Annotated in this window: 31 protein-coding genes and 1 pseudogene; 20 read left to right on the top strand and 12 right to left on the bottom strand. The window is 37.9% G+C overall.

Translation table 11 applies throughout. The features are described from left to right. Window positions 1-14: 14 nt before the first annotated feature. The 10 genes from LI149_RS08785 to LI149_RS08740 all read left to right on the top strand — a co-directional run bounded on the left by LI149_RS08785 (window position 15) and on the right by LI149_RS08740 (window position 8,108). Window positions 15-914: a DUF5688 family protein gene (locus LI149_RS08785; RefSeq protein ID WP_331464047.1), complete on the top strand. Its 900-nt coding sequence runs from the start codon at window positions 15-17 to the stop codon at window positions 912-914. A gap of 82 nt (window positions 915-996) precedes the next feature. Further along, the gene (locus LI149_RS08780; RefSeq protein ID WP_005423587.1) at window positions 997-1,164 is read left to right on the top strand and encodes a hypothetical protein; all 168 of its coding nucleotides are present in this window, start codon (window positions 997-999) and stop codon (window positions 1,162-1,164) included. Beyond that, complete coding sequence (locus LI149_RS08775) at window positions 1,154-2,017, top strand: JAB domain-containing protein (protein ID WP_227143232.1); 864 nt, start codon at window positions 1,154-1,156, stop codon at window positions 2,015-2,017. The genes LI149_RS08780 and LI149_RS08775 overlap by 11 nt, the downstream gene beginning before the upstream one ends. After that, on the top strand, window positions 2,014-3,735 hold the full coding sequence (locus LI149_RS08770; protein ID WP_227143231.1) for a YodL domain-containing protein: 1,722 nt from the start codon (window positions 2,014-2,016) through the stop codon (window positions 3,733-3,735). Before LI149_RS08775 ends, LI149_RS08770 begins: the two co-directional genes overlap by 4 nt. Further along, the gene (locus LI149_RS08765; RefSeq protein WP_003864553.1) at window positions 3,732-3,992 is read left to right on the top strand and encodes a transposon-transfer assisting family protein; all 261 of its coding nucleotides are present in this window, start codon (window positions 3,732-3,734) and stop codon (window positions 3,990-3,992) included. Before LI149_RS08770 ends, LI149_RS08765 begins: the two co-directional genes overlap by 4 nt. Then, window positions 3,982-4,866 carry a YodL domain-containing protein gene (locus LI149_RS08760; RefSeq protein ID WP_005334798.1) on the top strand — a complete coding sequence of 295 codons (885 nt, stop codon included), beginning with the start codon at window positions 3,982-3,984 and terminating at the stop codon, window positions 4,864-4,866. Before LI149_RS08765 ends, LI149_RS08760 begins: the two co-directional genes overlap by 11 nt. Before the next feature lie 3 nt (window positions 4,867-4,869). Beyond that, window positions 4,870-5,160, top strand: coding sequence for a hypothetical protein (locus LI149_RS08755; protein WP_005334797.1), 291 nt, complete (start codon window positions 4,870-4,872; stop codon window positions 5,158-5,160). A 327-nt stretch (window positions 5,161-5,487) separates the two neighbouring features. Continuing rightward, a complete protein-coding gene (locus tag LI149_RS08750; protein WP_227143230.1) occupies window positions 5,488-6,780 on the top strand; it encodes an IS110 family transposase in 1,293 nt (430 codons plus the stop codon). Window positions 6,781-7,249: 469 nt separating this feature from the next. Beyond that, complete coding sequence (locus LI149_RS08745) at window positions 7,250-7,564, top strand: helix-turn-helix domain-containing protein (protein ID WP_005334796.1); 315 nt, start codon at window positions 7,250-7,252, stop codon at window positions 7,562-7,564. Window positions 7,565-7,679: 115 nt separating this feature from the next. Then, window positions 7,680-8,108: a hypothetical protein gene (locus tag LI149_RS08740; protein ID WP_005334795.1), complete on the top strand. Its 429-nt coding sequence runs from the start codon at window positions 7,680-7,682 to the stop codon at window positions 8,106-8,108. A 130-nt stretch (window positions 8,109-8,238) separates the two neighbouring features. On the opposite strand, the gene LI149_RS08735 is transcribed toward LI149_RS08740, so the two are convergent. From LI149_RS08735 to mobC, 6 genes are read right to left on the bottom strand one after another with little or no spacing between them, the layout of a single operon-like run. Then, complete coding sequence (locus LI149_RS08735) at window positions 8,239-8,517, bottom strand: helix-turn-helix domain-containing protein (protein ID WP_005334794.1); 279 nt, start codon at window positions 8,515-8,517, stop codon at window positions 8,239-8,241. 4 nt (window positions 8,518-8,521) lie between these two features. After that, the gene (locus LI149_RS08730) at window positions 8,522-8,935 is read right to left on the bottom strand and encodes a dUTP diphosphatase (RefSeq protein WP_040015613.1); all 414 of its coding nucleotides are present in this window, start codon (window positions 8,933-8,935) and stop codon (window positions 8,522-8,524) included. Beyond that, entirely contained in the window at window positions 8,925-9,704 is a 780-nt protein-coding gene (locus LI149_RS08725; RefSeq protein ID WP_101872518.1) for an FAD-dependent thymidylate synthase, read from the bottom strand. The genes LI149_RS08730 and LI149_RS08725 overlap by 11 nt, the downstream gene beginning before the upstream one ends. After that, the gene (locus LI149_RS08720) at window positions 9,691-10,017 is read right to left on the bottom strand and encodes a hypothetical protein (RefSeq protein ID WP_029471619.1); all 327 of its coding nucleotides are present in this window, start codon (window positions 10,015-10,017) and stop codon (window positions 9,691-9,693) included. The genes LI149_RS08725 and LI149_RS08720 overlap by 14 nt, the downstream gene beginning before the upstream one ends. Before the next feature lie 29 nt (window positions 10,018-10,046). Further along, entirely contained in the window at window positions 10,047-11,600 is a 1,554-nt protein-coding gene (locus LI149_RS08715; protein ID WP_227143229.1) for a relaxase/mobilization nuclease domain-containing protein, read from the bottom strand. Further along, on the bottom strand, window positions 11,578-11,964 hold the full coding sequence (gene mobC / locus LI149_RS08710) for a plasmid mobilization relaxosome protein MobC (RefSeq protein ID WP_029471621.1): 387 nt from the start codon (window positions 11,962-11,964) through the stop codon (window positions 11,578-11,580). The genes LI149_RS08715 and mobC overlap by 23 nt, the downstream gene beginning before the upstream one ends. Window positions 11,965-12,315: 351 nt before the next feature. On the opposite strand from mobC, the gene LI149_RS08705 reads away from it, so the two are divergent. The 8 genes from LI149_RS08705 (at window position 12,316) to LI149_RS08670 (ending at window position 18,149) form a co-directional block, all read left to right on the top strand. Then, complete coding sequence (locus tag LI149_RS08705) at window positions 12,316-12,498, top strand: DUF6061 family protein (protein ID WP_052302926.1); 183 nt, start codon at window positions 12,316-12,318, stop codon at window positions 12,496-12,498. Window positions 12,499-13,378: 880 nt separating this feature from the next. Beyond that, window positions 13,379-14,134, top strand: a complete 756-nt coding sequence (locus LI149_RS08700; protein ID WP_040015611.1) for a hypothetical protein — start codon at window positions 13,379-13,381, stop codon at window positions 14,132-14,134. A 642-nt stretch (window positions 14,135-14,776) separates the two neighbouring features. Continuing rightward, on the top strand, window positions 14,777-15,190 hold the full coding sequence (locus tag LI149_RS08695) for a hypothetical protein (protein ID WP_005334777.1): 414 nt from the start codon (window positions 14,777-14,779) through the stop codon (window positions 15,188-15,190). A gap of 115 nt (window positions 15,191-15,305) precedes the next feature. Continuing rightward, window positions 15,306-15,554 carry a hypothetical protein gene (locus tag LI149_RS08690; protein ID WP_005334776.1) on the top strand — a complete coding sequence of 83 codons (249 nt, stop codon included), beginning with the start codon at window positions 15,306-15,308 and terminating at the stop codon, window positions 15,552-15,554. 31 nt (window positions 15,555-15,585) lie between these two features. Beyond that, complete coding sequence (locus tag LI149_RS08685) at window positions 15,586-16,788, top strand: hypothetical protein (RefSeq protein ID WP_227143228.1); 1,203 nt, start codon at window positions 15,586-15,588, stop codon at window positions 16,786-16,788. Window positions 16,789-16,821: 33 nt separating this feature from the next. Beyond that, a complete protein-coding gene (locus LI149_RS08680) occupies window positions 16,822-17,019 on the top strand; it encodes a hypothetical protein (RefSeq protein WP_005334773.1) in 198 nt (65 codons plus the stop codon). Between the two features lie 19 nt (window positions 17,020-17,038). After that, window positions 17,039-17,320 carry a hypothetical protein gene (locus tag LI149_RS08675; protein ID WP_055057068.1) on the top strand — a complete coding sequence of 94 codons (282 nt, stop codon included), beginning with the start codon at window positions 17,039-17,041 and terminating at the stop codon, window positions 17,318-17,320. Between the two features lie 97 nt (window positions 17,321-17,417). Continuing rightward, window positions 17,418-18,149 carry a hypothetical protein gene (locus LI149_RS08670; protein WP_005334769.1) on the top strand — a complete coding sequence of 244 codons (732 nt, stop codon included), beginning with the start codon at window positions 17,418-17,420 and terminating at the stop codon, window positions 18,147-18,149. A 219-nt stretch (window positions 18,150-18,368) separates the two neighbouring features. Here the strand turns inward: LI149_RS08670 and LI149_RS08660 are convergent, their stop codons facing one another. The 6 genes and pseudogenes from LI149_RS08660 to LI149_RS08635 form a co-directional block, all read right to left on the bottom strand. Continuing rightward, window positions 18,369-19,079 carry a DUF6040 family protein gene (locus LI149_RS08660; RefSeq protein WP_008369915.1) on the bottom strand — a complete coding sequence of 237 codons (711 nt, stop codon included), beginning with the start codon at window positions 19,077-19,079 and terminating at the stop codon, window positions 18,369-18,371. Beyond that, window positions 19,057-19,386: pseudogene (locus LI149_RS08655) on the bottom strand (conjugal transfer protein); the annotation flags it as partial. The pseudogene LI149_RS08655 and the gene LI149_RS08660, both read right to left, overlap by 23 nt. Window positions 19,387-19,576: 190 nt before the next feature. Then, window positions 19,577-19,855, bottom strand: coding sequence for a hypothetical protein (locus LI149_RS08650; protein ID WP_227143227.1), 279 nt, complete (start codon window positions 19,853-19,855; stop codon window positions 19,577-19,579). Between the two features lie 145 nt (window positions 19,856-20,000). Continuing rightward, window positions 20,001-20,939: a PP2C family serine/threonine-protein phosphatase gene (locus LI149_RS08645; protein ID WP_118427395.1), complete on the bottom strand. Its 939-nt coding sequence runs from the start codon at window positions 20,937-20,939 to the stop codon at window positions 20,001-20,003. Further along, entirely contained in the window at window positions 20,926-22,158 is a 1,233-nt protein-coding gene (locus tag LI149_RS08640) for a hypothetical protein (protein ID WP_117606952.1), read from the bottom strand. The genes LI149_RS08645 and LI149_RS08640 overlap by 14 nt, the downstream gene beginning before the upstream one ends. After that, window positions 22,151-23,149, bottom strand: coding sequence for a serine/threonine-protein kinase (locus LI149_RS08635; protein WP_227143226.1), 999 nt, complete (start codon window positions 23,147-23,149; stop codon window positions 22,151-22,153). The genes LI149_RS08640 and LI149_RS08635 overlap by 8 nt, the downstream gene beginning before the upstream one ends. 201 nt (window positions 23,150-23,350) lie before the next feature. Between LI149_RS08635 and LI149_RS08630 the strand changes: the two genes are divergently transcribed. Further along, complete coding sequence (locus tag LI149_RS08630; protein ID WP_227143225.1) at window positions 23,351-23,560, top strand: hypothetical protein; 210 nt, start codon at window positions 23,351-23,353, stop codon at window positions 23,558-23,560. A gap of 249 nt (window positions 23,561-23,809) precedes the next feature. Continuing rightward, window positions 23,810-24,799, top strand: a complete 990-nt coding sequence (locus LI149_RS08625; RefSeq protein WP_227143224.1) for a serine/threonine-protein kinase — start codon at window positions 23,810-23,812, stop codon at window positions 24,797-24,799. The last annotated feature ends 636 nt before the right edge of the window (window positions 24,800-25,435 follow it).

The following is a 25,435-nucleotide window of genomic DNA, read 5'->3' as shown; positions in this document are numbered from 1 at the left end:
CTTTGATTGCCTGAATCTGTGCCGGATTCGCAAACCAACAGTCAAAAAGCACATATAAAGCACAGCCTGGCGTAACAATGGAAACTGTATGCAGAAAGATTGCAGATATAGTTATTGAGGCACCGATACAGGTTGATCTGAAAGCTATTTTAAATTATGAAGATGTGAAGGACAAGCTGTTTATCCGTGTATCATCAGCCGAAGCAAATAAGGAAGTCCTCGAAAATGCTCCACATCAGCTGAAGGAAGACCTCGCAATTACCTATCATGTGGCAGTAGGCAAGGATCAGGATGGATTAAGTTCCATGTTTATCAAGAATGATCTGCTTGAACAGTATGGAATCTCTGCAGAACAGCTTCATGAAGATGCGATGAAAAGTTCACCGCATGTCATGATCCCGGAGGTATCAAGTATAGGTGCATTGATAGATGAAATGTACCAGAAAAATATTCTCATGCTGACACCGGATGAACGTGAAATGCTGCAGGAAACATTGCAGGAATCAAGCGAGATGCCGACATTCTTTGTTGTTACGAATACAGACAGAATTGATGGAGCCGGTGTGATCTTTTATCCGGAATTCATGGATAGCATGGGGGAACTTCTTGGAAATGATTTCTTCATTTTGCCATCATCCATCCATGAAATGCTGGTCTTGCCAGATGACGGGCAAGTGGATGCAGAAATGTTAAGAGATATGGTAAAAGAAGTCAATGCGACTCAGGTAGCACCAGCAGAACGCCTTACCAATGATGTATATCACTTTGACACAAAGGATCACGTCTTTGAAAAAGCCGACAGATTTACAGAACGTCAGAAAGAAAAAGAAGCGCAGGCTGCAAAAACAGAGAAAGCAGGAAAAGAACAGCCGGATCAGAAACCGAAAACAAAGAAGCACGATATGGAACTCTAATATCAAGCATGAAACCCGTTAAATGAGCAAACGCCCTGCGGCATAAGGAAATGTCGTGGGGCATTTTGAAAAGGAGAAGATTATGACGAAAGAGAACATTAAAACAAATACAAGCTTAAGATACAGCCAGTATCGAAAAAGATTATCACACACATTTTCGTTTAAAAAATTGAAGAAGCAAATTGAGACGTTACATGATCAGGAATTTATTATAAATGTGCCGATTGGAGGTGTTGCTGATGGCAGATAAATTAGAACAGGTAGCAATTCGTATGGTGGAACAGCCACCACTTTATAGTAATGAACCTATGAATAATCCAGATGTAGCAATTCGTGTTATGAATGAATTTCTTTCCCAGATGGATCGGGAACTCTTTTGTATTGTTAATTTACAGGCAGATTTAACACCGATCAATATGAATATCGTATCTGTAGGATCGCTGAATGAAGCATTAATTAATCCAAGAGAAATATTTAAGAGTGCAATTCTTTCGAATGCTCATTCAATGATGCTCATTCATAATCATCCGTCCGGAAATCTGACACCATCTACATCGGATATCCAGACTACAGCAAGAATGCAGGAATTAGGGGAATTGATGGGGATTTCATTGGTTGATCACATCATTACAGGACGGAATGGGAATTACTATTCCTTTCGAGATAAAGGAGAATTTCCAGATAGCAGGGTTCGTTTTTCTACTCGTGTTGAAGATATTGATCTGACTAAAGGAATGGTGACTGAAGCCACCGCACCCTATGAAGAAGTAACAGATACAAAAGAAAAGGGTGACGTAAGAGATATTCCAACAGTGCAGACAGCAACAATTCCATTACCGGTTCAGGGAAAAGATATGGACAGCATTATGCAGTCACTGGAATCCGGTGTGGAAGAACTTTTTACAAGTAACCGCTATCAGGAATTTCTTAAAACCATGGCAAAGTTTCACAATTATTCCTTTAATAATACAATGCTGATCGCCATGCAGCGACCGGATGCCACACTTGTTACCAGCTACAAAAACTGGCAGTCCATGGGTAGACAGGTCATGAAAGCGAAAAAGGAATTACAATCATTGCACCGGCACCATATAAGAAAATGAAGGAAAAAGAGGTTCTGGATGAAAATCAGCGACCGATCATGGGAACCGATGGAAAACCTAAGACTGAACAGGTGGAAGTTACAGTTCCGCATTTTAAAGCAGTTACCGTCTTTGATATTGCTCAGACATCCGGGGAACCAATCCAGACACTGGCACCGGAATTACTGACTGCAGCTGTACAGGATTTTGATTCTTTCATGCAGGCTATTCAGAAAATATCCCCAGTGCCGATACGATTCGATGAGATCGATGGCAATGCCAATGGATATTATCACAATGCAGATAAGGAAATCGTGATCAAAAAAGGACTCAGTGAAAGCCAGACCTTAAAGACTGCTATTCATGAAACTGTCCATGCTAAACTGCATGACAAGGAAATCATGGAAAGCCTGGGTGTAGAAAAAGACCGTCTGACAAAAGAGGTTGAAGCAGAATCTGTTGCTTACTGTGTGTGTTCTTCCTTTGGTTTGGATACATCGGATTACAGTTTTCCTTATATTGCAGGGTGGAGCAGCAGCCGGGAAATGAAGGAAATGAAAGCATCTATGGATGTGATCCGCAAGACAGCCGGTGAAATGATCGATCAGCTTACAGAAGAACTGGAAATCATTCTTGAAGAAAAACAGAAAACAGAATTACATGAAAAATACGGCATTCTGGTAGATGCACTGGAAGCAGCCGGATACCGTTATGATTATCGGGAAAGCGAACCGGGACATATTGTACTGGCACCGGATGGGACACATGAAATTGCCGGGTATTTGCAGTTTGAATCATGGGGAGATATCAAAGACTGGCTGGAAGATACGATTGCAGAAGGGACGGATGTTTCGGAGAGAGTTGATCGGGCTATGTACCCATTTAAGTATGATTATACCCTAGAGGAAGAAATGTTCAGAGGTAATGGTGACCTCTATGCGATTTATCATGTGGATGAAGACACACCGGGAAAACAACATTTATTTATGAATATGGCAATGGTCAAAGAAGATGGAATTACAATCGATGCAGAAAATTATAAATGTGTCTATTCTGGCAGATTACATGAAAATGAAAAGCTGGATGATTTGTACGCTATGTTCAACGATAATCCACCGGCAGATTATAAAGCACATTCTATGTCGGTCAGTGATGTTATCATTACAAACCGTGGTGGGGATATGCAGGCATATTACGTGGATCGATTTGGATTTGCAGAACTTCCAGACTTTGCAGCACAAAGAGAAAAAATACTCGATATTGTCCCGGAAATAGAAAATGTGGATTATGAAAATGATCTTACATGTATCAGCTTTTATGCGGCTGAATGTGCTGAATTTCCTGTAATGGGTGAAGTACATTATGACCTGACATTACCAGAAGCCTTGGAAGCTTATGAGAAAATCCCATCAGAACGTATGCATGGACTGAAATGTGTTGGCTTTGATCTGAAAGACGGAAGTGATTATGAAGGAATGCAGAGTCTGATGATTGAAGGAAAAATACAGAAAGAATTTTTGAATTCGATTCCTGGATTTAGAGAAAATTCTTATGTGCAAAATGCAATCAGTCGTGTGGAAAAATACTTGGAAGAAAGACATCCAAATGTGGAAAATCCTCTGGAATCCAATAAGAAAGTGGATAACGAAAAAAATATAAGCGAAGAAAAAAACGAGAAGGAGCTGAATATACAGATGAAACCAATACCGAAAAAGAAAAGGGGGGAAATGAGCCTATGAGAAATGTAAACCTGGAAGAAAACGAACTGACTATTACTGCTATCTTCCAGCAGCACACAAAGGAAGAAACAATCCAAACACTGAAAGAAGCTTTGGAAGTTTTGGAACAGGAAGAAAGTGATCCTGAGAATGATGAAATAATTGAGATCATCAATTCTACAGTTGGAAAATTACAGCAGATCGAAGACAAATACTACTATTCTCTGGATCTGAATTATTATCTGAATAACTTGGAGGATGATGCCTATGAAGCTTAATCAATTTGCAGTCTACCGAGTAGATCAGCAGACAGCAGGAAAAGCACTGTGGCATCTGCCATATCAAGAGGCAAGACAGCAGAATGTGTCGATTACTGTCGAAAATTACCGATTAATCTCGATTCATGAAATGCAGGAAAATGAAAAAGTCGCTGACATCTGGAAACGGACGAAAAATCAATGCGAAGTCAGTGACGTGCTCGTATTGAACAAGAATGGAGAAATCAGCTGCTACTATGTAGATGAGAACTATCCACAGTATCTGGCCGGATTTATTCGTATCAACACATCCGGTGCACTGATCACTATGGAAACTGAGAATTATCAGATTGATGGGAAAAAGGGGAACTGGATTGCAACAGACACCGTCATTATTGATGGAAAACAGTTTTATTTGATGGAACATCAGGTATACCGAGATCAGGCCCAGGGTGTTATCCTGGATGCTTATGGAAAAATGGTTGTCGAAGAATGTAAGAAATTCGATGAAAAGACAAAACAAAAGATTCATGATTACATCCAACAGCAGGTACCGCTAAATCCGGTCGAACAGCTAAAACAAGATGGTAAAATCCGTCTGGAACATTACCAGAAATTCTACCAGAACGGCACTTATGAACGAAGCAGAGAATCTGGTACAGAAGCTAACTATGATATGGTGGACGGTCTGGTGAATAATCAGAAGAAGAACCTGGAAAAAATTTCTGATGCACGCAACAACAAACAGACGTCCCGAAATCAACAAAATAATAAACCTAAGAAACGAAGGTCCGTAATCAAACGACTGCATCAGAAACAGATTGCCATTGCTCGCCGGTCCGGAAAGCCGATACCAAAGTACCTGGATCAGGAAATGGAAAGAAAGCGGGGATAGAATATGCGAAGGTTAAAGTGTGAAAAAGAAACGATTATTCTGACTAATGAAGATGATGGATTCTATGATGTGTATACCTTCAATCAGAGCTTGCAGAAACGGTTGAGGTCTTTTGCGGAGAAGTATCCGGATGATTGCTGGTTGAAAGGATCTTCGGAGGATGGTAGTGAAACGTATATGATTAAAAAAGGGCGGTTATCATTGAATTTAAGACCACCCTATTCCAAGGATAGAATTCATAAAGCAACCGAACGAATTATTGAAGAACAGAAAGAGCAATCGAAGGATTCATAGAATGCGATTTAAGAGAAAAAAGCCTCATGACCATGAGAAAAAATGAAAGCAAAATACGTTAGCTGATAAAGTGTATAGGCTCAAAAGGGAAAGTGCCCTTTTGGGCCTTTTTAATTTAAAATAGTTCTAAAGAACAAGTTAACAATCTGTAGATTCTGTATGTTTTAAAGATCAATCGTTATACTAATTTTAGACCGAATTATCGTTCTAAAGGAGCTTCCTGTATAATAAAAAACGTGGATGTTGAAAATTGAAAATACCTCAGAGTACAATGAGACTACTGACTGGCAGGTTAGTAAAATCTTATTGAACAGAGAGGTATCTACAATGAAGTCTAACACACAGAACGCAAAAATTAAAGCTATTACAGAAAAAACTTTGGTACTCGGAATTGATGTCGGAAGTGAAACGCACTATGCCAGAGCTTTTGATTACAGAGGAATCGAGTATTCGAAGAAGCCATTTAAGTTTAGTAACACAGAGGCCGGATTTGTGACATTTAAGGAATGGATCCTGGACCTCAAAGAAAGACATGAGAAGGATAAGGTGGTTCCAGGTATGGAACCGACCGGGCATTACTGGTTCAATCTTGGAAAGTTTCTACAGGATAATGAAATGAAACCGGTTCTTGTAAATCCTCACCATGTGAAAAAATCAAAAGAACTCGACGACAATCATCCAACTAAAAATGACCGTAAGGATCCGAAAGTTATAGCAGGCTTAGTTAGAGAGGGGCGTTACATGATCCCATACCTGCCGGAAGGTGTTTACGCTGATCTTAGAACAGCATCAAACATAAGATTCCAGTTACAGGCGGAACTTACAAGAATTCAAAACAGGATCAGTCGTTGGTTCAATATATATTTTCCTGAATATAAGACGGTATACGGAAAGCCGGATGCCAAGAGCGGAATGCTCATCCTTAAAGCCGCCCCACTTCCTGAAGATATCCTGACGTTAGGTATCGATGGAGTGAATCAAATCTGGCGGGATGCAAAGTTAAGAGCAGTTGGAAAAGCGAGGGCGAAGACCCTGATAAAAGCTGCTGAGCACAGCGTTGGAAGTAAAGAAGGAGCAGTAGCTGCAAGAATGGAAATCCGAATGCTTCTGGAGGACTATGAATCCAGAAATACACGTCTGCAGGAAGTTATGGTTCTAATTGAAGAATTGGTAAGAAAGATTCCGATGGCTGAAAAGCTGTTGGAGATCAAAGGTGTGGGAATCAGGACAGTGTCAGGGTTCCTTGCAGAAGTAGGTGATATCAGCCGCTTCAACAATCCGAAGGAACTGCAGAAGCTTGCAGGATTGGCATTGGTTGAAAATAGTTCGGGAAAGCACAAGGGCGAGACAACAATAAGCAGACGAGGCCGAAAGAGACTCAGATACCTGCTCTTTGAGGTTGCAATGTCGCTTGTGGCGAAGAACCCGGAGTTCAGGGAGCTCCATAATTATTACACAACCAGAAGAATGAATCCATTGAAGAAAATGCAGTCATTTATGGCGATTGCAGCCAAGCTGATACGAGTCTTTTATGCGATGCTGACGAAAGGTGTGGATTATGATCCGAAAAAAATGGTCAGTGACATCAAGAGACCGGCAGTTTATCTACAGGCTGCGTAAGAAAGACAAGTAACTATAATGGAGGCTGTCATCTAGGCAGTCACTGAATCAAGCAGAATGTAACAGATAACGTCCACTGGTCACAGTGCTGGAACAGGAAGCGAGTCAGTAATCAACAATACAAAGAATGAGCCAGTAGTCGGCAGAAATAGACACCATGGGGCAAGACCCCGTAAAGGAGCATAGCTGACACCCTGGTTATGGGCAGGCAGGACGAAGGAAGTTAGGACCTCTGGAGACAGAGATGATCCTGGTGGATATAGGAGGTTAGCTGCCATAGAGGGAAGGGTATACACAAGGCCAGTAAAGCGAAAATCAATGACGTTTTATTTCGTATACCATTTAACCGCTATTTCAGTACCTGATACATCGAAATGCTCATAGCTGTGGCTTATTCACTGAGATATGAAAGGTTGAAAAACCTTGAATTTTCAATAAAAAACACTTGATTATATGAGGAGGTGTCACAATGGATTTAAAGGCGGTTGGTCAGAGAATAAAAGCTGCAAGGGAAGCTAAGAATCTTACACAAGAAGAATTGGCAGGACTGGTAAACTTGAGTCCAACTCATGTAAGTGTTATAGAGAGAGGACTGAAAGTAACAAAACTTGATACTTTTATTGCGATTGCAAATGCATTAGATGTTTCAGCAGATACACTATTGATTGATGTTGTGACACATTCGGTTAGCGGCGTTACGAATGAATTATCTGAAATGATAGAGAAACTACCTAAAGAAAAGCAACAGAGAATTATCAATGCAGTGAGAGCATTGGTGGAATAAATACGTGAATAAGAAGATGGAAGGGCTTATTGCTCTTCTTTTTTATTTGGTTTAACGTGAAAATATGATATAGTAGTTCTAAAGACTTATATATAATTCTGAGGAACTTGATAAAATGAAGAAAAATAATATAACACTTGTATTTGTTGCTATCGTTTTTTCGATTATTGTTGGAATGATAATTGGAAAAAGCTTATTAAAGTATAAAGAAGGTGATCCAGATGTAGTTGGCAGTTTTTCTATGAATAGAGATGAAAATCTTACAGTAGTTGCTAACAGAAAAAATATTTCTGATAAAGAAGCATTTGCAAGACTGCTTTTAAAAATGTATAAAGAGAATTCATTTCATTCAATAAAATTTTCTACAGATCATGGATATGCAACCAGCCTTGATATGACCGTATATTCTTGGAAAGAAGATATCGAAAATGGCGAATCCATTATGCAGATAGAATTTAGACCAATTGAATATGGAAAAGATTATGATCTTGTTCATAATCCGGATAAATATGTGCTTTTTATCGATGGAACAGAAATAAAATGAAATATATAGATATGCAGATAAAGCGCAGAAAAAGAGGATTGCTCAACACAGGAGGATATTTTCAATTACCCTCAAAATGATAAAAGCGAGGCAGCGGAAAATCCGTTGCCTCATTTCAGTATTATGACAATTAATCTAGTTCCGCCCCTAACTCATACCTCCAATATTCTGCCGCTTCATACTCTCTAGGTTCTGAGAGTACTGGTACGGTAAAGAGTTCAACCGGAACACCGAGTGTTGATGCGAAGAGTTTCATAAGATCCTCTTTTGGTGTTCGGACATCGCCTTCATATTGAGCAATCCGGACATCAGCACAGCTGTCGGGAAATCCAACAGCTATGCCAAGTTCTTTCTGGGTGAGATGATTTTTCTGTCTTAAGTGTTTTAATTTTCTTCCAAATGTAATCATAGTATTATTCTCCTGTACTTCCAAAAGCCCCGGTTCCTCGTTCATTACCAAGGTCCAGAACAAAATCTGCGATCACGACCGGTGTAATCACCAGCTGACCGACGCGTGTGTCTTTATGAATGGTCTGAGAAGATGTGCTTACGTTGCTGATAATGGCATGGATCTCACCACGGTAACCGGAGTCGATCGGTGGAAGCTCGCATACCAGTCCTTTTGCTGCCATGCTGCTTCGTGGAAAGACATATCCGGCAAATCCATCGGGGATGATGAGACCAAATCCAAGTGGAATTCTTGCAACCTCACCTGGTTTTAATACGCAATCATAAGGCATGAATACATCAGCACCGGCATCATTTTCATGTGGCCGGAAGGGATGATGATCTGCTTTCAGACCAAAGTCAATCAGTTTAATCTTTATGGTTGCTCACCTCCTTCCTGATGAGCAATGGATAATCTGCTTTTAAGATATCTGACGGTATCCAAAGCTTTGAAATGGGATTCTGGCAGGACATCTGTTTTTCCATGCAGCTTCCTCTCTGACAGAATGGACCGGTAAGATCCGGTGCAAAAAGGATTGGGCTTAATTTGTACAATCTTTGCCAGATCTGTAGCATCACAATCCTTGTTTCATCCGTATTTCTTCGGCAGGTTCTTTGGCCAATCATATGCTTCCACTGGTAAGGTGTCGCGCTGATGATCAATACGTTTCGAAGTCCCTGAGGTGTAGCATATCCGGCTGAATCATGATCAATACCTAATTCACAAAGCTCTGCATAACGATCCAGATCTGACTGACAGCTTTTCTTGTAAATATCCTGGATTTCTTTATTTGCTTTCATGATTCCATATGGAATAGCAAATGCAGCGTGACCGGAATAATTACTGTACTGCAGAGATGCACTCATGTACTTTACTTCGTTCTGATGCCTTGTGATCTGTGCCAGGAAGCGTCTGCTTGCACCGACAACAGCCACGGTAATGACCATGAATTTCTGTACTGTCGGATGGGGAAGTCCTGCAATGTTTTCTACGGTGTTCTGACTGTAGGACTGATGGTAAAGCTCCATCAGATCTGCCATGTTCTGGATCGTATGACCGTGTTGTGTGAGTCTGGCAGCAAAGACCATATTTTGTTCTGCTTCCCGGATCCCATAGCAGTTTAAGATAGCTGTTTCAATGTGATCCATAGGCCTGTTCCTCCTTTACCAGAGCTTTTAAAAGAATCAGATAGTTGATGCAGTCTGTAATCTTTTCATCCCACTGTTCCATGTCAAAATGTAACAGAGTGGAATAACACATATCGTAAAGGGATACGACATGTTTCGACATCATACCGGCCAGTGCTGCTTTTGGATCGCAGTTCTGTAATGCGGCAGCAATCTTGAATGCGCTGAGGCGGTCAATATTGTCACCGGTATATTCTTTCTTTTTATGTGCCAGAATATCGGCACACTTTCTCATCTGAAGTTCAAATACAACATTAAATTCTTCTTGTGTCATGTGATAGTTCCTCCTTTGTTATGTGATAATTATCGTTCGAGATCTTTGGTTTTTGATCTCACTGGTTCCGGAATCTGCATCTGAAGAATGGCATCAACATTCTGATCGGCAGTATCCAGATCTTTTAATTTTTCTTTCAAGCTGCTTATTGCTTCTTCTTCGGAAGCTATCTGCTGTTGCAGTTTTTCTTTTTGTAAAGTCAGAGTTTTTAGGCTTGTCATCTTTCCATCCTGATAAAAGGATCTCAGCCAATCTCTGGCTTCTTCATATTTCTGAATTTCCTTAGCATGTTCTTTTCGGTACTTTCCTTTGTACTTTGCATTTGAAAATTGGGAATAAATTTCCTTGTTTGCATAATACTGTCCGGTATAACGAATCTGATCATTGAGGATCCTTAGATCGGAACGATGCTGAGCAACCTGTGTCTGCACTTCTTTTAGTTCCTGCTTTGAGGCAAGCAGTGTGTTTTTCAAATCTGACTGCGTATCAAATCCATGTTCCTGCACATAGATAATGGTATTTGCCATTTGCTGCAGGTTAGAAAGTTTTACCCGATGAGCATAAGCTGGGCTCTGCATTGCTTTCACATTTGTCTGGAGATTTACAACCAGGCGCAGGTGAGATCTGACGTAGAGAATGGTCAATGGATCCTTGCGTAAGAAGGTCTGTTCCAGGTGTTTTTTTCCATATCGTGTTCCCAGTGCACGTTCAGTAATCCGCTTCTGTCGATCAGGATGAAGATAGCTGTATCTGCCCCGATGATCAATCACAGAGATCTGAAATTGTTCCAGAAGTTTAGATTGGAATTCATCAAAACTATTGGAAGTGGCAGCACATTCATCAATCGCTTGTCGCAAATATTCTTTCTGCGTAAGGAATACGGTGGATGTTGGTTTGAGACCATCTTCGATAATTTTCCGATTGATCTCATCTATTGTTTGCTGGCCGTGTTTCTGTGCCATATACTCTTTCTGAGTGATTTTTCTTTCAGCCGGAGCAAGAAGATCTATCTGGTGAAGTCCTTCCTGTAGGCAACGATCCATGACAGTTTTCTTAAAAGTGTTCATGAATTTATCCGTGGAACGATGCTTGTATCCGGCAACTTCTTCATGTGGTTTATCCATATAAGGCTGCCTTTCCACTGCAGTCTTCCTCACACTGTTGATGACGATGTGAGTATGGATATTTCCGGATTCATTGTGGCCATCGGTGTGAGTAACTACCAGTGCCTGATATCCAGGAAACATCTGCTTTGCAAGGTCCAAACTGATTGCCTGTGCTCTCTCGCCGGTAAGTCCATTTTCTGTAACATCGGCTGGATCGTAGCTGATAATGTAGTGGTGACTTTTGATATCTTCACGTTTCTTATTTTTGTGAAAATGAGCATTTGTCAGTTCGCATTCCTTGTCAAAAGACATCGGATCACAGTTCAGTCCATCCATATAAAACTCTTTTCGCAGGATGCTTCGTCCGGATTCATCTACAATCTTTTTCCCGGTTTTTTCATCATGTTCAAACAGAAGATAATTGATAGCAGCCGAGTAATTTGCATTTCTGCTTTTAATGTGTTTTACGATTGCCATTCATACCACCTGCCAGTTTCAGTACCTCTTTTCTTAATAGGAATAAGTCCGTGATGCACTGATGAATCTCATTTTCTATAGCACGTGACTGACTGCCACCACTGTTAAAATGCTTGGCAATCTGATTGAGATTCGATCCAATCTTTCCATATTCACTGACCAGTTTTCTGAGATCGTTCATGTCTGCAACAACTTTAATCTGATGATTGATTTGCTTCTCAAGCAGAAGTTTTCTCAGATATTCAGATCGTGAGATTGAAAAACAAGTAGCTCCTTGATCCAGCAAATTGAGTTCGACATCTGTCAGTCGTACTGCAACAAAATGTCTGTGATTTAGTTCTTTATCTTTGTTTTTTGTTCTCATACTCCTCCTTCCGTTGCTACTATTCCGCCCACTGGGAGTCCACGTATTTCAATATCGGCTGTCCCTTCCGATATTAGAAATAGTGCTGTGAACACCTTTAGGTGAAACCAACAGACAAGTGAAACGTCTGTTATGAAGAGGGTATGGGGAGATCCCCATCAAGATAAAACCCATAGGAGAACAGGATGCCAAGTGGCAATACTGTTAAACACGGGTGGATCTTGCTCTGTATGTGTACCCCTCTATATAACGAAACGCTGAGAGCCTGTTTTACAGTGGGGGAAAAGAAAAAATATCAAAAAAATGATGATTAATGGTGAGCTTGTGATAGAATGAAAAAAAGAGAAAAGCATAAGTGTTGGATATATGCTTCGCATTGATTGCTGGGGAGCTGAAAAAGATTTAAAAACCACATATGGATCAGAATGTGCGCTTACTTCATTGGCTGTGGATGAGCCTTTAGAATATGCAAGATTATATCTCGATGGCAATTTACAGATGTGGATAGATTCAGAAGATTCACTTGAATTATAGAACAAGAATAACGGGTAGAAAACTTCTGATGCCCATTTTACAAGGGGTTCGAGTTTTTTATGTCTGCTGGCGCTATTTCTCTGCTGGAGTACTATTTTCGGGATAATGGCGAAAGGCTTTAGCGGTATAGTTAGAAGCACCGTTTCCATATTTTGTATTGGTTATGGTTTTTATATAATCGCTGGAATAATAGTCAATTGTAGAGCAAATGAAATAGACACAGGGGATTAAGGAAGAGTTGAAGGCAGATAAACAGATGGAATGGGTAGCAAATAAATACTATACAAGAGTGTGAAAAGGGAATTTTGAATAAGGAGATGATTTGGCAATAAGGTGCAGTAATCTGGTGGAAAGCAAGTCTGAAAATGGCTTGCTTTTTGCTTTACAATGTGGTTAGTTGATGTATATAATTATGATAAAGAGATAAAATTGATTTTTATATTTTGGTTCGATATTGTGATGCAGTTTTTATCCCAAAAAGAGTAAAAATCGAATTATCCGCATAAACACAGGGATTTTAAGCAATATGAAACAAAAAATAAAAGAATTTTACCACTAATTTACTACGAATGAAAGAACCTTGATACGACAGAGAAAACAGCATAAATAAAGGCAAAATTGGCATTTCATACAGAATATGAGATGTCTTTTTTGTTGCTGTAATACAGTATAACTATTCTTTTTCTGCTTGATTATTAATCATTTTTTAGGACATGAATTGTCAAGAGCTTGTTGCGTAGCAATGTTTACACTCTTGATAATTTATGGAATAAAAAATATTCTGACAGATACTAGAAAAGTGATGACTACTCAATTTTCTAATGATATAATATGATAAATAATAATAGATAAACTTGAAGTGATTAAGGAAGTGTATGCCATGAAAAAATTTTTGAAAATAATGTTAATCATAATTGGAGCGATTTCTTTGATTTTTGTAGCTCTGATAGGGATTGGGTTATTTGTTGATGTTGAATATGATGACCATATTGAAAATGGTCGTTATACTTATGTTCCGGAAGAAGAAAATAAAGATAATGAATACGTGGAATTTACGATAAATGATTATGATAAAAATAATGCCAAGCTTGTATATTATGACACGATTGAAGAAGCTATTCAACTTTCCACTTTGAATGCTGAAAATGAGGAACTTTCGGTTCCTGCTGATTTTCTTAATCATGTTGATGAAACCTTGCATATATGGCAAGGCAAAAAATATGATACGATTTTCTATCGGGCTGGAAATGATAACGATGATATTCAAGGCTTAGTAATGGCTCGTTGTAAAAAGCAGATACAGAATGGGCATACACAATACGCATTTATAAATGCTACACCGGTTACAACGAAACGAGATAGAATTTTGTTAGATGATATTACAGAGCTTATTCACTCTTCTTTGAAATTAAGTGATTTCCAACAAGACTTAAACCCCGATTATCCAAGCAAGCGTTTTGTTTACGGCTATGCACATGATAAAGAAATCTATTCATTGGAAGTAGAAGGACAAAAACCGGACGGTGTAATTGAAATCAATGTATATGACAGAGTCATGTATCTATGGTATTACAATGACTTACAAAGTAACAAAAGAGGTGACTGTTTAAGCTATTCGGTAGATGTACCTAAATAAAATGACATTTTTACATAATACTATATTATTAGTTAGGCAGACGGAGTGATCCAGACACGGTGGCAGGAAAATCTTTCAGATTTTTCTGCCATGTCTTGCAAGTGGCTGGTTTACTTCGTCTGTGAGCGAGCCTGTGGCGAGCGAAGATTAAGCCCCCGTTATCTAACAAGGGGGGCACAAAAAACAAAAGACACTATACACTAACAGGCGGAAAACGCTGTATTTACAAGGCAAAACCGCATTTTATAAGATGTGATATAAAAAGTATCTATTTCACAAAAGAAAAACAATAAATTTAAACATTATAATATTTTAATTTTTGTGGTAATGATATGCAAACTTTTTAGGAGGGAAGATATGGATTGTAAAATGACTGATATTATTGCTATTATTTCAAGTATCATTGCTATTGGTTATTCAATTTATTCCATAATTACTAAAAGTTATATTCGTCAATACAACCTTGAAAAATTTGAACATTTTTCTTTAAATCAGAAGAAAGTTTGTATTGTTTTCAATTTTATTATGACACTTATAATTGGGATAAGTGGGGTGTATATATTGCTATTATACTTATTCTAATGGGATTGAAAGCATTTATGTAGCAAATAGCAAAATTTTATAAGTGAAACGAGGTACTCTATGGAAAAAAAGGAACTTATCAAACTATATTTACAAAATGTGGATAAAATGTTTGGATATGCCAACATGAACGCATATATTGATGAGCGATTAAAGAAGTATACGAAATACTGTCAAAGTAAAAAGCCAGAAGAACAGATTATTATATGGCTGAAATTATTGCATGAAAATTTCGGAAAAAAGATTGTTTATTTAGGAAGTTACTTAGCATTACAAGAAAAGGATATGAGCTATTTAAATAATGCGTTCAATTCGGCAGTAACATGGGGACAACTCACAATAACAAACAGCGGTTGCGACCATTCCATTCACGCTTGGAATATTTTACCACATATATTCTGTGCAAACCGCTTTCGTGACATTGAAAAAATATTTCCAAAAGAAAACGGACTTAGTAAGAATGCAGATTTATGAGTGGTTATAAGAAGTATCTGCCAAAAAGAAAACACCGATAAAGCCTGTAAAATAGGGATATATCGGTGTTATAAGAACTTATGAAAAGATAATTAGAAATTTATTTTATGTTTTAATGGACAAAACAATTGTCAAGGATGGATGGCTATATAGAAATGGATTTTTAAGGAAGAACTGTAAAATAAGATTAACGGATATTACCCAGATGAAAAGAAAAAAGAATTTATTTGGAGAAGCTCTTATTTTATATAAAAATCAGAAAAAAATCGCTAAAATTTCTGCCCGAAATAGAAATGTGGACTGGCTGCAAGTAAAGATTGCAGAAATAAAAAAGGATAAGAAGAAATTAGAACGTAAAAAATGAAAAATGTGAATCATATAGGGAGATTGAGTTTATGGATAATGTCATTAGATTAAGTAAATTTGTAAAAAATTTAGGAATAGTAACAACAGTTCTTTTTTTAATAATCGTACTGGTAACATTTGTTACAGGAAATATGGGGGTTGCGATATGTTTTATGCCTTTTGTATTTTTAGGTATTGCTTTAATTTTGGCATACAAGAAACAAATAATTGTAGTAAATGAAGATGAAATTGTATTTAGCTATCTGGTTAAGAAAACTCAGCATATAAAATATAATGATATTCGTTGTATTTTAATGATTCCATTAAATGGTAGAACAGATGTCATATTAATTGATAAGATGTACAATAGACTTGTTACTCTGGAGCAAGTGTATGTAAATTATGATATTTTATATGATACACTTATAAAACATGAAATAGATCTTGTGGATTTTGGTGAGTTAGTTGAACAGAACAAAGATGTATCAAAGTATGTACCTGCTTTAAACTGGATAGAAAAGAATTTCTATAAATCTATATGTAATGAGAATACAACTATCAAAAATATGTCAAAAACAATAGAAAAAGAAAAGCGTAAAAAAACAAAGCAATTTTTAAAAGCTTTAGGTTGGATTCTAATAATTGCTGATGCGGTAGCATTTTTTATTGGTGGCAAAACAATGTTAGTTATATTTATAATGGTTTTGATGATTACATATGCAGTGTATATAAAATATTATCCATATATATTTATAGAAGTCACCACAAAAAAAGGACAAGAACTGGCGTATCAATTACCATTTATGGGTGCAGCAATAGCAATGCTTTTATCCCTGAATACGAGTAAACTCTTTAATTATGAATTTGGAAACTATATGAAGATTACGGCAATTATTACTGCTTTACTTGCACTGCCATTTATTATTAAATCTTTAAAAACAGATGTACCACAGAAATTTGGACGTAAACTTTCAGTTGTATTTGCTGCTTTTATAATCGCATATACAATTAGCTTCCCAATAAATTTTTTATTTACATTTGATGGGGCAACTCATGAAATTGCAATTGTAACAGACAAAAAGATTAGCAGTGGTAAAACTAGAGATAGAGAGTTATATGTAAGTTGTAATGGTAAAAGAGAAATATATACTGTTTCAAACAGTGAATATGAAAATACATCAATAGGCGATAGTAAAAGAATTTGTAGAAGAAAAAGTGCATTAGGATTGGAATATAGTACGATACATGATTAATATTTATTTAAAGATAAGGAAGGAATATATAAGATGAAAATATTGTTAGCAGTAGTTGGAGGATTATTATTACTGATATTCCCTTTTATAGTTATGAAAAAAGCAAAAGTAACAAAAGAAGAAAATACTGATGAAGCAAGGAAAAAATTTAATGTGTTTCTCATTTGTATGATACCTGTTCCTCTAATAGGCTTCATATTTCTTTTAATAGGGCTTAGAAGTTTTTTATAAAATTAAATAAAGGAGAAAAATGTTAAAAAACAATGATATATCAATACCAGAAGCCTGCTATGCAGATTTATGTAAGGTGGGTTTTTTTGAAAGAAAACAGGTTAAATTAACAATTATATGGAATGAAAAAATAAGCAGAAATAAACAAATACTTACACTTAAGAAGTTATATCCTGAATTAAATAAAGTGTCTACAGTTGAAAGCTATAAAATTACAAAAAAACGAAGAAATGGCAATTTGCAGAGATGGGATGGGGATTTGCTGTTGACTTTTCGCATAAAGCAGAAAAAGCGGGGATAAAAATATTGTTAGAAGAATAACTAAAAATCTTGCTAATGTATAAGTTAAGTAAAAAATAGAATGAAAAATAATCATATAGCAGAGGAGATTGGGTAATATGAAGGAACAAAAGAAATCTTCTTGGGGAGCGGTTCTGGTGTCATTTTTAAAGGAATTTCTATTAAACTCATTCGAAGCCCCAGGTCATCTTTATTATGATGAAAATTTAACTAATGAAGGAAAAAGAAAGAAAAATTATATTTGGAGGGTGCTTCTACTGGTGACTGCGGTAGGAGTAGCTTTGCTTCCTGTTATAGCTTGGAACATGTTTGTTCCAGATGTGCTATGGGCAAAAATAGTTACCGTTGTAGTGTGTGAAGGCTATGTTGTTTTTATAGTAAGTATGGAGATTATCCAAATAAAGGATGAGCTAAAGGAAGATATGTTAAAAATAGGGGGATATAAAATTACTCCCAAAGGAAGTATTTCCCTATTTAAAGAAATTGATTTTAAGATTGCTCAAACAGAGTATTCTTATACAATATTGATTTCTAAGAAACCTTTAAAATGGCTTTATAAGAAGTTTTATGTTACAATCTATGGAAGACATGGAAAAGTAAAAAAGATTGAATTGGTTCGAGCAGACAAAAAGTATTCTACGAAATATGAGACAATGAATGGTACAGTCTTAGAAAAGTTGCAAGAAGAAAATAATAGGTTTTTAAGGAAATGCTTAGGTACTCCCAGTAAAAAGAGTATGACAGGCGTCGAATATTATTATGAGTGGGGACAAATACAATCCTTCTATGATGATCGTTCTTGTCAAACAGGAATTGTAATTATGTTTTAAAATAAGGAATATTGTATCTCTTGCTTCCGTATGCAGAAAGATTACATCGGTACAGAGAAATGTGGTAGTGATACACCAAAGAACACAGGCGAAACCTTATATCTCGGTTCCACAAGTAGCGAATCTTTCAAAAGAGAGAGATGGGTAAAACTTCGCTGTTTATATAATAGTAGGGGACGATGTTTTATCCCCTGCTATTATACGTTTTTTAGCATGTTTTCACCAATATTGCTTGGTACCTAACCGATTTTTCAAATAACATCTGATTCCAAGATATACTCCCTGAGAAAGTACGAAAAGCAATAGAAGATTTACGGAAAGTGCTTTTTTAATTGCTTCTCCAAAATAAATGATGACAGCAGTACTTGTCAGTATCATCAGTAGAGTAATAACATCCCAACAGTTTTTCTTATATAATTCTATAACCTTTATTTCTATCAGTATCGCCAGTATCCCTGTCCCTGCCACACATATTCCGACAACCAATATCAGAAATAACCAATATACCATTCCGGCTATAAAAGGATTTGGAATTTTTGTGCTAATCTGTGCCACAGATTGCCCGGCATCAATTGTCCAACCGATAAAAGTTTGTAGGAATGACGCTGCATCATGGAAGAATGATTTACAATCGGAAAGGAACACATCGGACTGTACTGCCTGAAAAAGAGTGGTTGTCAGCGAATACCATGCAAGAAGGAACAAGGTTGTTTGGAACATTACCGTTTTTGCTTTATACTGTCCGGCAAGTCGCTCTTTTTGTGTTCCGTATTTCGCTTTTTCATTCTGATAGGCTGTCCGGTCACAGGATTCACATTTTTCATAGAGTACCGGCTTTTCTACCGGTATCTCTACGATTTTCTGATGTGTCCGGGCATAATCCCGTTGTTGTGTTAAACAGCGTATTTTATTTTGATATTCCCCGATCATGACGTTTGCGCTTCGCAGCTTCTCTTTCTCGTTCCGCAATGCTCTGTCTGCCAGCTTCAAGTCGTTCTTTAATGCTTGAATATTCCCGGCTCTGTTCTCTTTGTTTAATTTCTCGTTCAAGATCAGAGATTCGTTGAGCTGCGTCTTCAGTTCCACGATAAGCTGGTCTTTCTGTTCCAGTTCTTCTTGTATCTCCTCGGTCAGGAGCAGAAACTCTTCCAACTGTTCGGCGTTCTTTAATTCTCTGGATTCGTTCATCTATATCACGTCCTTTCTCTATCTGCTGTTCCAGTTCAGCAATTCGGTGTTATCCTCTGCTGATTTGGTCGTTTCAATCAATACGCTACATTCTTCCATCGTAATTCAGCCCTTTCTTTTTAATTTTGAATATGAAAAAAGCAGTCGATCATAAATGAAAGGCTGCTTTAAATCATATCCTTTATTGCTTTGTGTGGAGATTTAACTGATTGTCTATGTCCCGTCCGGCATACATTACTCTAAGTATCTGTTTCGCTGAGACTTAAATCTGTATTGACCAGTGCTTCAAGGAGAACCGCCCCGGCTGTCGCTTCCCGGTTTTTCTTCCAGAAGCTTGCAAGTTCTTCTGTAAAGTCCAGAAGTTCATAGTATTCTTCATCGCTTATGTCATCATACTCTCCGGCCTTTGCATCAGCTGTAAAGGTTACTGCCGGATTTGTCATCGAGACGTCAACTCCGCCCTTTGTCATAAGTCCAATATAAGTTTTCCAGAAATCAAAAGCTTTTTCTCTTAACATAAATGTACCCTCCCAGGTTTGTTTTCATTTTCGATTGAAAATATATGTTCAAATGTGTTTGTTTTCATGTGTTTCTTTGTTTATGTCTCTATCTTACTACATCACATTTTCACATCTGTAACCGGGAAGGGTACCTTCTCATCTTCTATATAATCTCCGCAATAATAAATGTTGCATTATCTTCCGCGCCCATGCGATTGACTTCATCGACCATTTTTCCACGCGCTTCCGCTACCGGCATCTGCAAGATTTCTTCCAGGACTTCATCTCTCACCATATCCGTTACACCGTCTGTACAAAGCAGATACTTATCACCTTTCTGATATTCAAGCTTGTAGAAATCCATCTTTTTAAAATCATCTGCATACTCCGTTCCGATATAACCGACCAGCGCACTTCGTATATGCCCCGGATGGCGATAAGTATGATCGGTGGATAACTGCGCAAGCTTCCCTTCACGCAGCCGGTAAATCCTCGAATCTCCAAGAGACATTCCGAAAATGTAATTCCGACCGAACTTTAACGCCGCCATGGTCGTCCCCGTTTGTCTTACCTTCTGCATTTTCTTCCATTTTATAAGATTGGCTTCCATTGCTTTTGCAATTTTCCACATACATGCTTCATAGTCAGCCTCTTCTCTCGATCTCCATGGGCATTCTGCCTTCGCAAGTGTCACTGCCGCAATATACGAAGCCATCTCGCCGCACGGCAGGCCGCCGATTCCGTCGAACACAGCAACCCATTTACCTGACACATCAGCCTCTGGCGCATGAAGGATTTCACCTATAGGATTATCTTCCAGTAATTCTGCCACATCGAAATCATCGAAATCCGGAATCTCCCCATTCTCTTCCGCTTCTCTATAACTCTCTTCAATAATCTGCAACATTTCTTCAGACAGTTCTTCTTCCTCCGGTTCCACTTCTTCCGGCTCTCCTGACGTCAGACGCAGCGCAATTCCCCCGTCCGAATCCATGTATTGCCCGTTAAAATAAAAATTGTCTTCGTTCGTGTCCCGGAACTCGCCGGTCATGCTGGTACATACCGCTTCCACTTTCACCAACTTTTCCTTATTCTTCGTCATATGACTTCTCCCATACTCCTGCAAATGTATCTAACAGATCTTCTGATACGACACACATCATGACAAATGCCTCATACGGGTTGACCGGATATAACTCGATCATTCCCGCTTCTATTAACAAATCATTGGTCTCATCTACAAATTCATTAAAACGTGCCGGTGCACTTTTCGTCAGTTTTTCTTCGTCCAATGCATAAATCAGGAAAATCAGTGTAATCAGATCAAATCGCTCAATCGGCTTACCACCTAAAATTCCATTGATTCTGGCACGGCTCAGGCGTTTGCTCTTGAACTGTTCTTTCAGCTTTGCAAAGGACATCAGATTACCATTATCTGTTACAGCCACTCCACTATACAATATGCTCTCCATTCTGGACGGATTGATATCTTCCACTTTCAGTTCCGCCTGTTTTCCATCTTTTTCAATCAAATCCGGATAACGGTTCAAATGCTTTGCACACAGCTTCTGCGCTCTCTCGTACAGTCTCATAAACACTTCCCGCGCCTGTGTCTCACGTTTTTTTGCAACGCCAAGCTGTTTCAGATAATGTAAATATTTCTCCAGACCTTCCTCGCTGCTCACATACATTTTCGGGTCATTCTGCATTGCCTGCCACATATGATTCTCCCGAATGGACGGATCTTCTGCCTGATTCTCATAAGCTTCAAGAAGCTTCTGCGCCTCCATCCAAGACTTTCCATTATATCTGCAGTGCCAGTAAATCGTTTCCGAAGGACTCGTAAAATCAAAATCCGGCTCCTTTAATACCAGTGTCAGGAATTCAGAAATCTGTTTATCATTCATATCCAGTCCAAATCCGATATAAAACATATTCTCACGCTTTACACTCTCTGATGTCAGCCAGCGGTTCGCTTTTTTCTTTAATTTCTTTTTTTCTTCTACATCGTTCGGATCATAGCAATCGTTTCTCGCAAAGATTTCCAACAGCAGCTCAGGATAATTTGTGACCTGATTAAAGTTTTCTTTAATCCCTGCATATTCATAAATATATCTTCTCAAAAAGTCTTTAAATGATACAATCTCCATGATGTTCGTCAGATACTTATAGATCGTATCTTCACTCGCTCCCTGGAACTGATCTGACTCAATCGTATCATAAAATTCCTTCATAGCTGTAAGCGTGAAGTTCTGTGGACGGATTGTTTTCTCCTCATCGTAATCCAGTATATTTTTCTTGGACATATTTTCCTTAGACATATTTTCTTATCTCCTTTTCCTTATTTCCGATACTTTTTGCATTTTCCAGATCTGCTCTCATATCTGCCGCAGACTGATAACGGTCTTTCGGTTCAAAGGCACATGCTTTTAAAATAATTCTTCTCAGCGGTTCAAATGCTGTCTTGGGCTCCGGCAATTCTCCCTTACAACGAGCATTCATCTGAGCAACTGAATCATGGAGGTCCCAAAATGGCAGCCTCATATCATTTGCAAAATAATATAGTACCATTCCCAGCGAATAAATATCTGCACTTTTATCATAAAATGTATTATATACTTCCGGTGCCATATAATTTCTCGTACCAATTACTGTCATCGATCCATCATCCCACTCTCTCGCAAGACCAAAATCGCCAAGTTTAAAAGTTCCGTCTTTCGCAACCATAATATTCTCCGGTTTAATATCCCGATGCAATACATTTTCCTTATGGCAGACCTCCAGCGCCTGACAGATTTCAATTCCAAGCCGGATGATTTCCTCCTGATTCATGCGTTCCTCTGTAAATTTGAAATCCTGATTTTGTGAATCGCTGCTTTCCAAATTACTACTCTCTAAATCCTCTTCCTCCGGATAAGCATAGTCCATCAGCTCCGTAAGATATTCCATCTGTATGTAGGCACGCCAGTAATTTTCCTCCGGCATTTTTTCCAGACAACTGCCTTTAATTTGGACAATATGCTTCTCATCCATAAATGATTCCAATATATTAACTTCCCTTGCAAGCTTGTTAAATTCCTTACCAAAATCTCTTCTCGCGGTCGCTATGTCATTACGATATTGGAATCTGATTCTTTTTTTTGTAAGATTTTTCTCGATAACTTTTAAAGCCCAATATTCTTCCTGATCCGTTCCTTTATTTCTCACCATGCGGTAAACAGCTCCATAAGAGCCTTGCCCCAGTAGTTCATCAATTTCATATCCATGAGAACTCCACTGTCTTGGCAGCTCCGGAAATTGTAGATTTCTCATCAAAATCTTTCCTCCACAATGTATTCACAATATATTATATATGACATTGTATCAGTCCTCTGACAACCTTTCAACACACTTCCTCCTGTGGCGGAAAATTTATGGATTCCGTTGTCATTACAAAATCACTATTCGAATCCTTTACAATAACGTCATCAGATTACAAATGCAGCAATCCAAAGGATTGGAAAGGAGTTTACGATGATCATTGTATATGGTTTATTTATTTACAGTATTTATGAATTTCTCAAATTTTTGTTTTTAGCTACACTTGGAGATATCATCACCGCAATCAAAGGTAATTACGACAGTCCTGAAAGGGACAGAGCCATCAAACGGGATCTGTGGACAGTTGCAAAGAGTATTATTGCTTTCATCATTGCCTGTATATTATTTCAAATTTTAATATGATTTACAGCAGGCTTTCTATATGACAGCCAGTAAAGTAGCCCACAGCATATTCATTGCCCTCCAAAAACCACTTGATAGGTTTAGGCGCATTGAGAAATAACTTCCATGCGTCCAGACCTATCTTTATATTTAAAGTTTAAAGTTCATTTTGGTATCTAATCTAGTAATTTTCAATCATCCAGAATATAATGAAAAAGTATCAGCTTTTTAATTAAAATCGCAATTCTAAAATAAAAGGAACAAAAAAAGATGACATTTCCAAAATTACCAATACAGTGGAGCGAGAACGGCTATGAGATTACAGAAGAATTAGGTCATGGTTCTTACGGTTCTGTTTATAAACTAGTAAAAGATAAAGGAACGGAAAATGAAGAGGTTTCGGCCCTGAAAATTATAAACTGGACATTGGATAACAATACGGTACGGTATGAATTTACCAAGGATTGGGACGAAGCCAGAAAAAGCTACGCGCAGCGATTCGACCAGATGACACAAGAAGTGAATCTATTAGAATCATTTGTGGGAATGAAGACGATTGTGCAGTTGAAAGGAAGCTGTACGGAAAAAATGCCGGAGTTAAATTACTGGAAGCTTTATATCCAGATGGAATATCTGAAAGATCTGATGGATTTTGCAGACGAATGTAATGGACTTACAAGAAAACAAATTGTGAAGTTGGGAATTGATATTTGCAATGCCTTAGAAGTATGTCATGCAAAAAATATCATTCATCGTGATATCAAGCCGGCAAATATTATGGTCTCCCCAAAAGGTTACTTTAAACTGGGAGATTTTGGTGTTGCCAGACAGCAGATTTCAGGAACTATGACCGTGATTGGCTCTTATGATTTTATGGCACCGGAAGTTTACAAAGGAATGCCTTATGACCAGACCGCAGACATTTATTCCCTTGGTATGGTTTTATATTACCTGGCAAATGATTTCAAACTGCCTTTTTCTGAAATTCAAAGTTCCATAGACCGGATAAACCGGCGTATGAACGGAGATACCGAATGGGACTGGAGGCAAAAGCTGTCAAGCTGGGGAATTGCAACAAATATCAAACAAAAAATGTCTGAAGAAATCCTCTATGATACTGTAATGACCGCCTGTGCTAATGACCCGAAAGCTCGATATCAGTCAGCGACGGCAATGAAACGGGATTTAATGATATGCATGGATAAAATCTGTACATTAGAAAAAAGGGATGATAACTGGGAAGCTGCGAAGAAGAAATAAAAAGAAGAACCTTGGACTTTGATTGCCTTGGTTCTTCCTTTTCTTCTCTCCCGTTAGTTTTCCACGTTATAGTCTCTGATTCATGTATTTTTCCACATTATCATCAAGAGTTATCCCACTCAATTAATTTCATAATTTTTTTCACAGCATTTACCACTTTTGATGACAAATACATTTTCTGCCCTTTTTCCACATTAAAGTAGCCATTATAATTATCCTTAATTATAATGGCTACTTTATATTAAATTTCATTATATTCATATTTTTTATTATCGGAGGTTTCTGTTGATCTTGTTCCCTGCCTGTTTTCCTTTCTTTTAGAACTATAACATGTAATTCAAAGTCGCCGATTTACGCTTCATTGATTTGATTTATATAACCCTCATCTTCTATATTGAAGTTCCTTACTATTCCCTATCTATAACTTTCTCATAGTAGTTATCGCTATCATTCTCTTCCATGAGATTCTTCAATATACTCTACGACCATCCAGCTATTCCGTCTATAGCATCTCTTCTTTATAGAACTCATTTTTTATATAAATCTCGATTAGTTCGATGTTTCTTTACACATCTTCTAATTCCTTGAATTACTGCGGTATCTTTATCCTCAATATGTTCTGCAAATGTTTTCTCT

The organism is Dorea sp. 210702-DFI.3.17, assembly GCF_020560825.1.
GTDB lineage: Bacteria > Bacillota > Clostridia > Lachnospirales > Lachnospiraceae > Dorea > Dorea formicigenerans.
The sequence above is the reverse complement of the archived record's forward strand: the minus strand, read 5'-3'. Positions and strand labels throughout refer to the sequence as shown.

Excerpts from the sequence above, each read along its gene's own strand:
- LI149_RS08780 (WP_005423587.1), top strand. The coding sequence starts at position 997 with ATGACGAAAGAGAACATTAAAACAAATACAAGCTTAAGATACAGCCAG.
- LI149_RS08775 (WP_227143232.1), top strand. The coding sequence starts at position 1,154 with ATGGCAGATAAATTAGAACAGGTAGCAATTCGTATGGTGGAACAGCCA.
- LI149_RS08770 (WP_227143231.1), top strand. The coding sequence starts at position 2,014 with ATGAAGGAAAAAGAGGTTCTGGATGAAAATCAGCGACCGATCATGGGA.
- LI149_RS08765 (WP_003864553.1), top strand. The coding sequence starts at position 3,732 with ATGAGAAATGTAAACCTGGAAGAAAACGAACTGACTATTACTGCTATC.
- LI149_RS08760 (WP_005334798.1), top strand. The coding sequence starts at position 3,982 with ATGAAGCTTAATCAATTTGCAGTCTACCGAGTAGATCAGCAGACAGCA.
- LI149_RS08755 (WP_005334797.1), top strand. The coding sequence starts at position 4,870 with ATGCGAAGGTTAAAGTGTGAAAAAGAAACGATTATTCTGACTAATGAA.
- LI149_RS08750 (WP_227143230.1), top strand. The coding sequence starts at position 5,488 with ATGAAGTCTAACACACAGAACGCAAAAATTAAAGCTATTACAGAAAAA.
- LI149_RS08745 (WP_005334796.1), top strand. The coding sequence starts at position 7,250 with ATGGATTTAAAGGCGGTTGGTCAGAGAATAAAAGCTGCAAGGGAAGCT.
- LI149_RS08740 (WP_005334795.1), top strand. The coding sequence starts at position 7,680 with ATGAAGAAAAATAATATAACACTTGTATTTGTTGCTATCGTTTTTTCG.
- LI149_RS08735 (WP_005334794.1), bottom strand. The coding sequence starts at position 8,517 with ATGATTACATTTGGAAGAAAATTAAAACACTTAAGACAGAAAAATCAT.
- LI149_RS08725 (WP_101872518.1), bottom strand. The coding sequence starts at position 9,704 with ATGGATCACATTGAAACAGCTATCTTAAACTGCTATGGGATCCGGGAA.
- LI149_RS08720 (WP_029471619.1), bottom strand. The coding sequence starts at position 10,017 with ATGACACAAGAAGAATTTAATGTTGTATTTGAACTTCAGATGAGAAAG.
- LI149_RS08715 (WP_227143229.1), bottom strand. The coding sequence starts at position 11,600 with ATGGCAATCGTAAAACACATTAAAAGCAGAAATGCAAATTACTCGGCT.
- mobC (WP_029471621.1), bottom strand. The coding sequence starts at position 11,964 with ATGAGAACAAAAAACAAAGATAAAGAACTAAATCACAGACATTTTGTT.
- LI149_RS08700 (WP_040015611.1), top strand. The coding sequence starts at position 13,379 with ATGAAAAAATTTTTGAAAATAATGTTAATCATAATTGGAGCGATTTCT.
- LI149_RS08695 (WP_005334777.1), top strand. The coding sequence starts at position 14,777 with ATGGAAAAAAAGGAACTTATCAAACTATATTTACAAAATGTGGATAAA.
- LI149_RS08690 (WP_005334776.1), top strand. The coding sequence starts at position 15,306 with ATGGACAAAACAATTGTCAAGGATGGATGGCTATATAGAAATGGATTT.
- LI149_RS08685 (WP_227143228.1), top strand. The coding sequence starts at position 15,586 with ATGGATAATGTCATTAGATTAAGTAAATTTGTAAAAAATTTAGGAATA.
- LI149_RS08680 (WP_005334773.1), top strand. The coding sequence starts at position 16,822 with ATGAAAATATTGTTAGCAGTAGTTGGAGGATTATTATTACTGATATTC.
- LI149_RS08675 (WP_055057068.1), top strand. The coding sequence starts at position 17,039 with ATGTTAAAAAACAATGATATATCAATACCAGAAGCCTGCTATGCAGAT.
- LI149_RS08670 (WP_005334769.1), top strand. The coding sequence starts at position 17,418 with ATGAAGGAACAAAAGAAATCTTCTTGGGGAGCGGTTCTGGTGTCATTT.
- LI149_RS08660 (WP_008369915.1), bottom strand. The coding sequence starts at position 19,079 with ATGATCGGGGAATATCAAAATAAAATACGCTGTTTAACACAACAACGG.
- LI149_RS08650 (WP_227143227.1), bottom strand. The coding sequence starts at position 19,855 with ATGTTAAGAGAAAAAGCTTTTGATTTCTGGAAAACTTATATTGGACTT.
- LI149_RS08645 (WP_118427395.1), bottom strand. The coding sequence starts at position 20,939 with ATGACGAAGAATAAGGAAAAGTTGGTGAAAGTGGAAGCGGTATGTACC.
- LI149_RS08640 (WP_117606952.1), bottom strand. The coding sequence starts at position 22,158 with ATGTCTAAGGAAAATATGTCCAAGAAAAATATACTGGATTACGATGAG.
- LI149_RS08635 (WP_227143226.1), bottom strand. The coding sequence starts at position 23,149 with ATGAGAAATCTACAATTTCCGGAGCTGCCAAGACAGTGGAGTTCTCAT.
- LI149_RS08630 (WP_227143225.1), top strand. The coding sequence starts at position 23,351 with ATGATCATTGTATATGGTTTATTTATTTACAGTATTTATGAATTTCTC.
- LI149_RS08625 (WP_227143224.1), top strand. The coding sequence starts at position 23,810 with ATGACATTTCCAAAATTACCAATACAGTGGAGCGAGAACGGCTATGAG.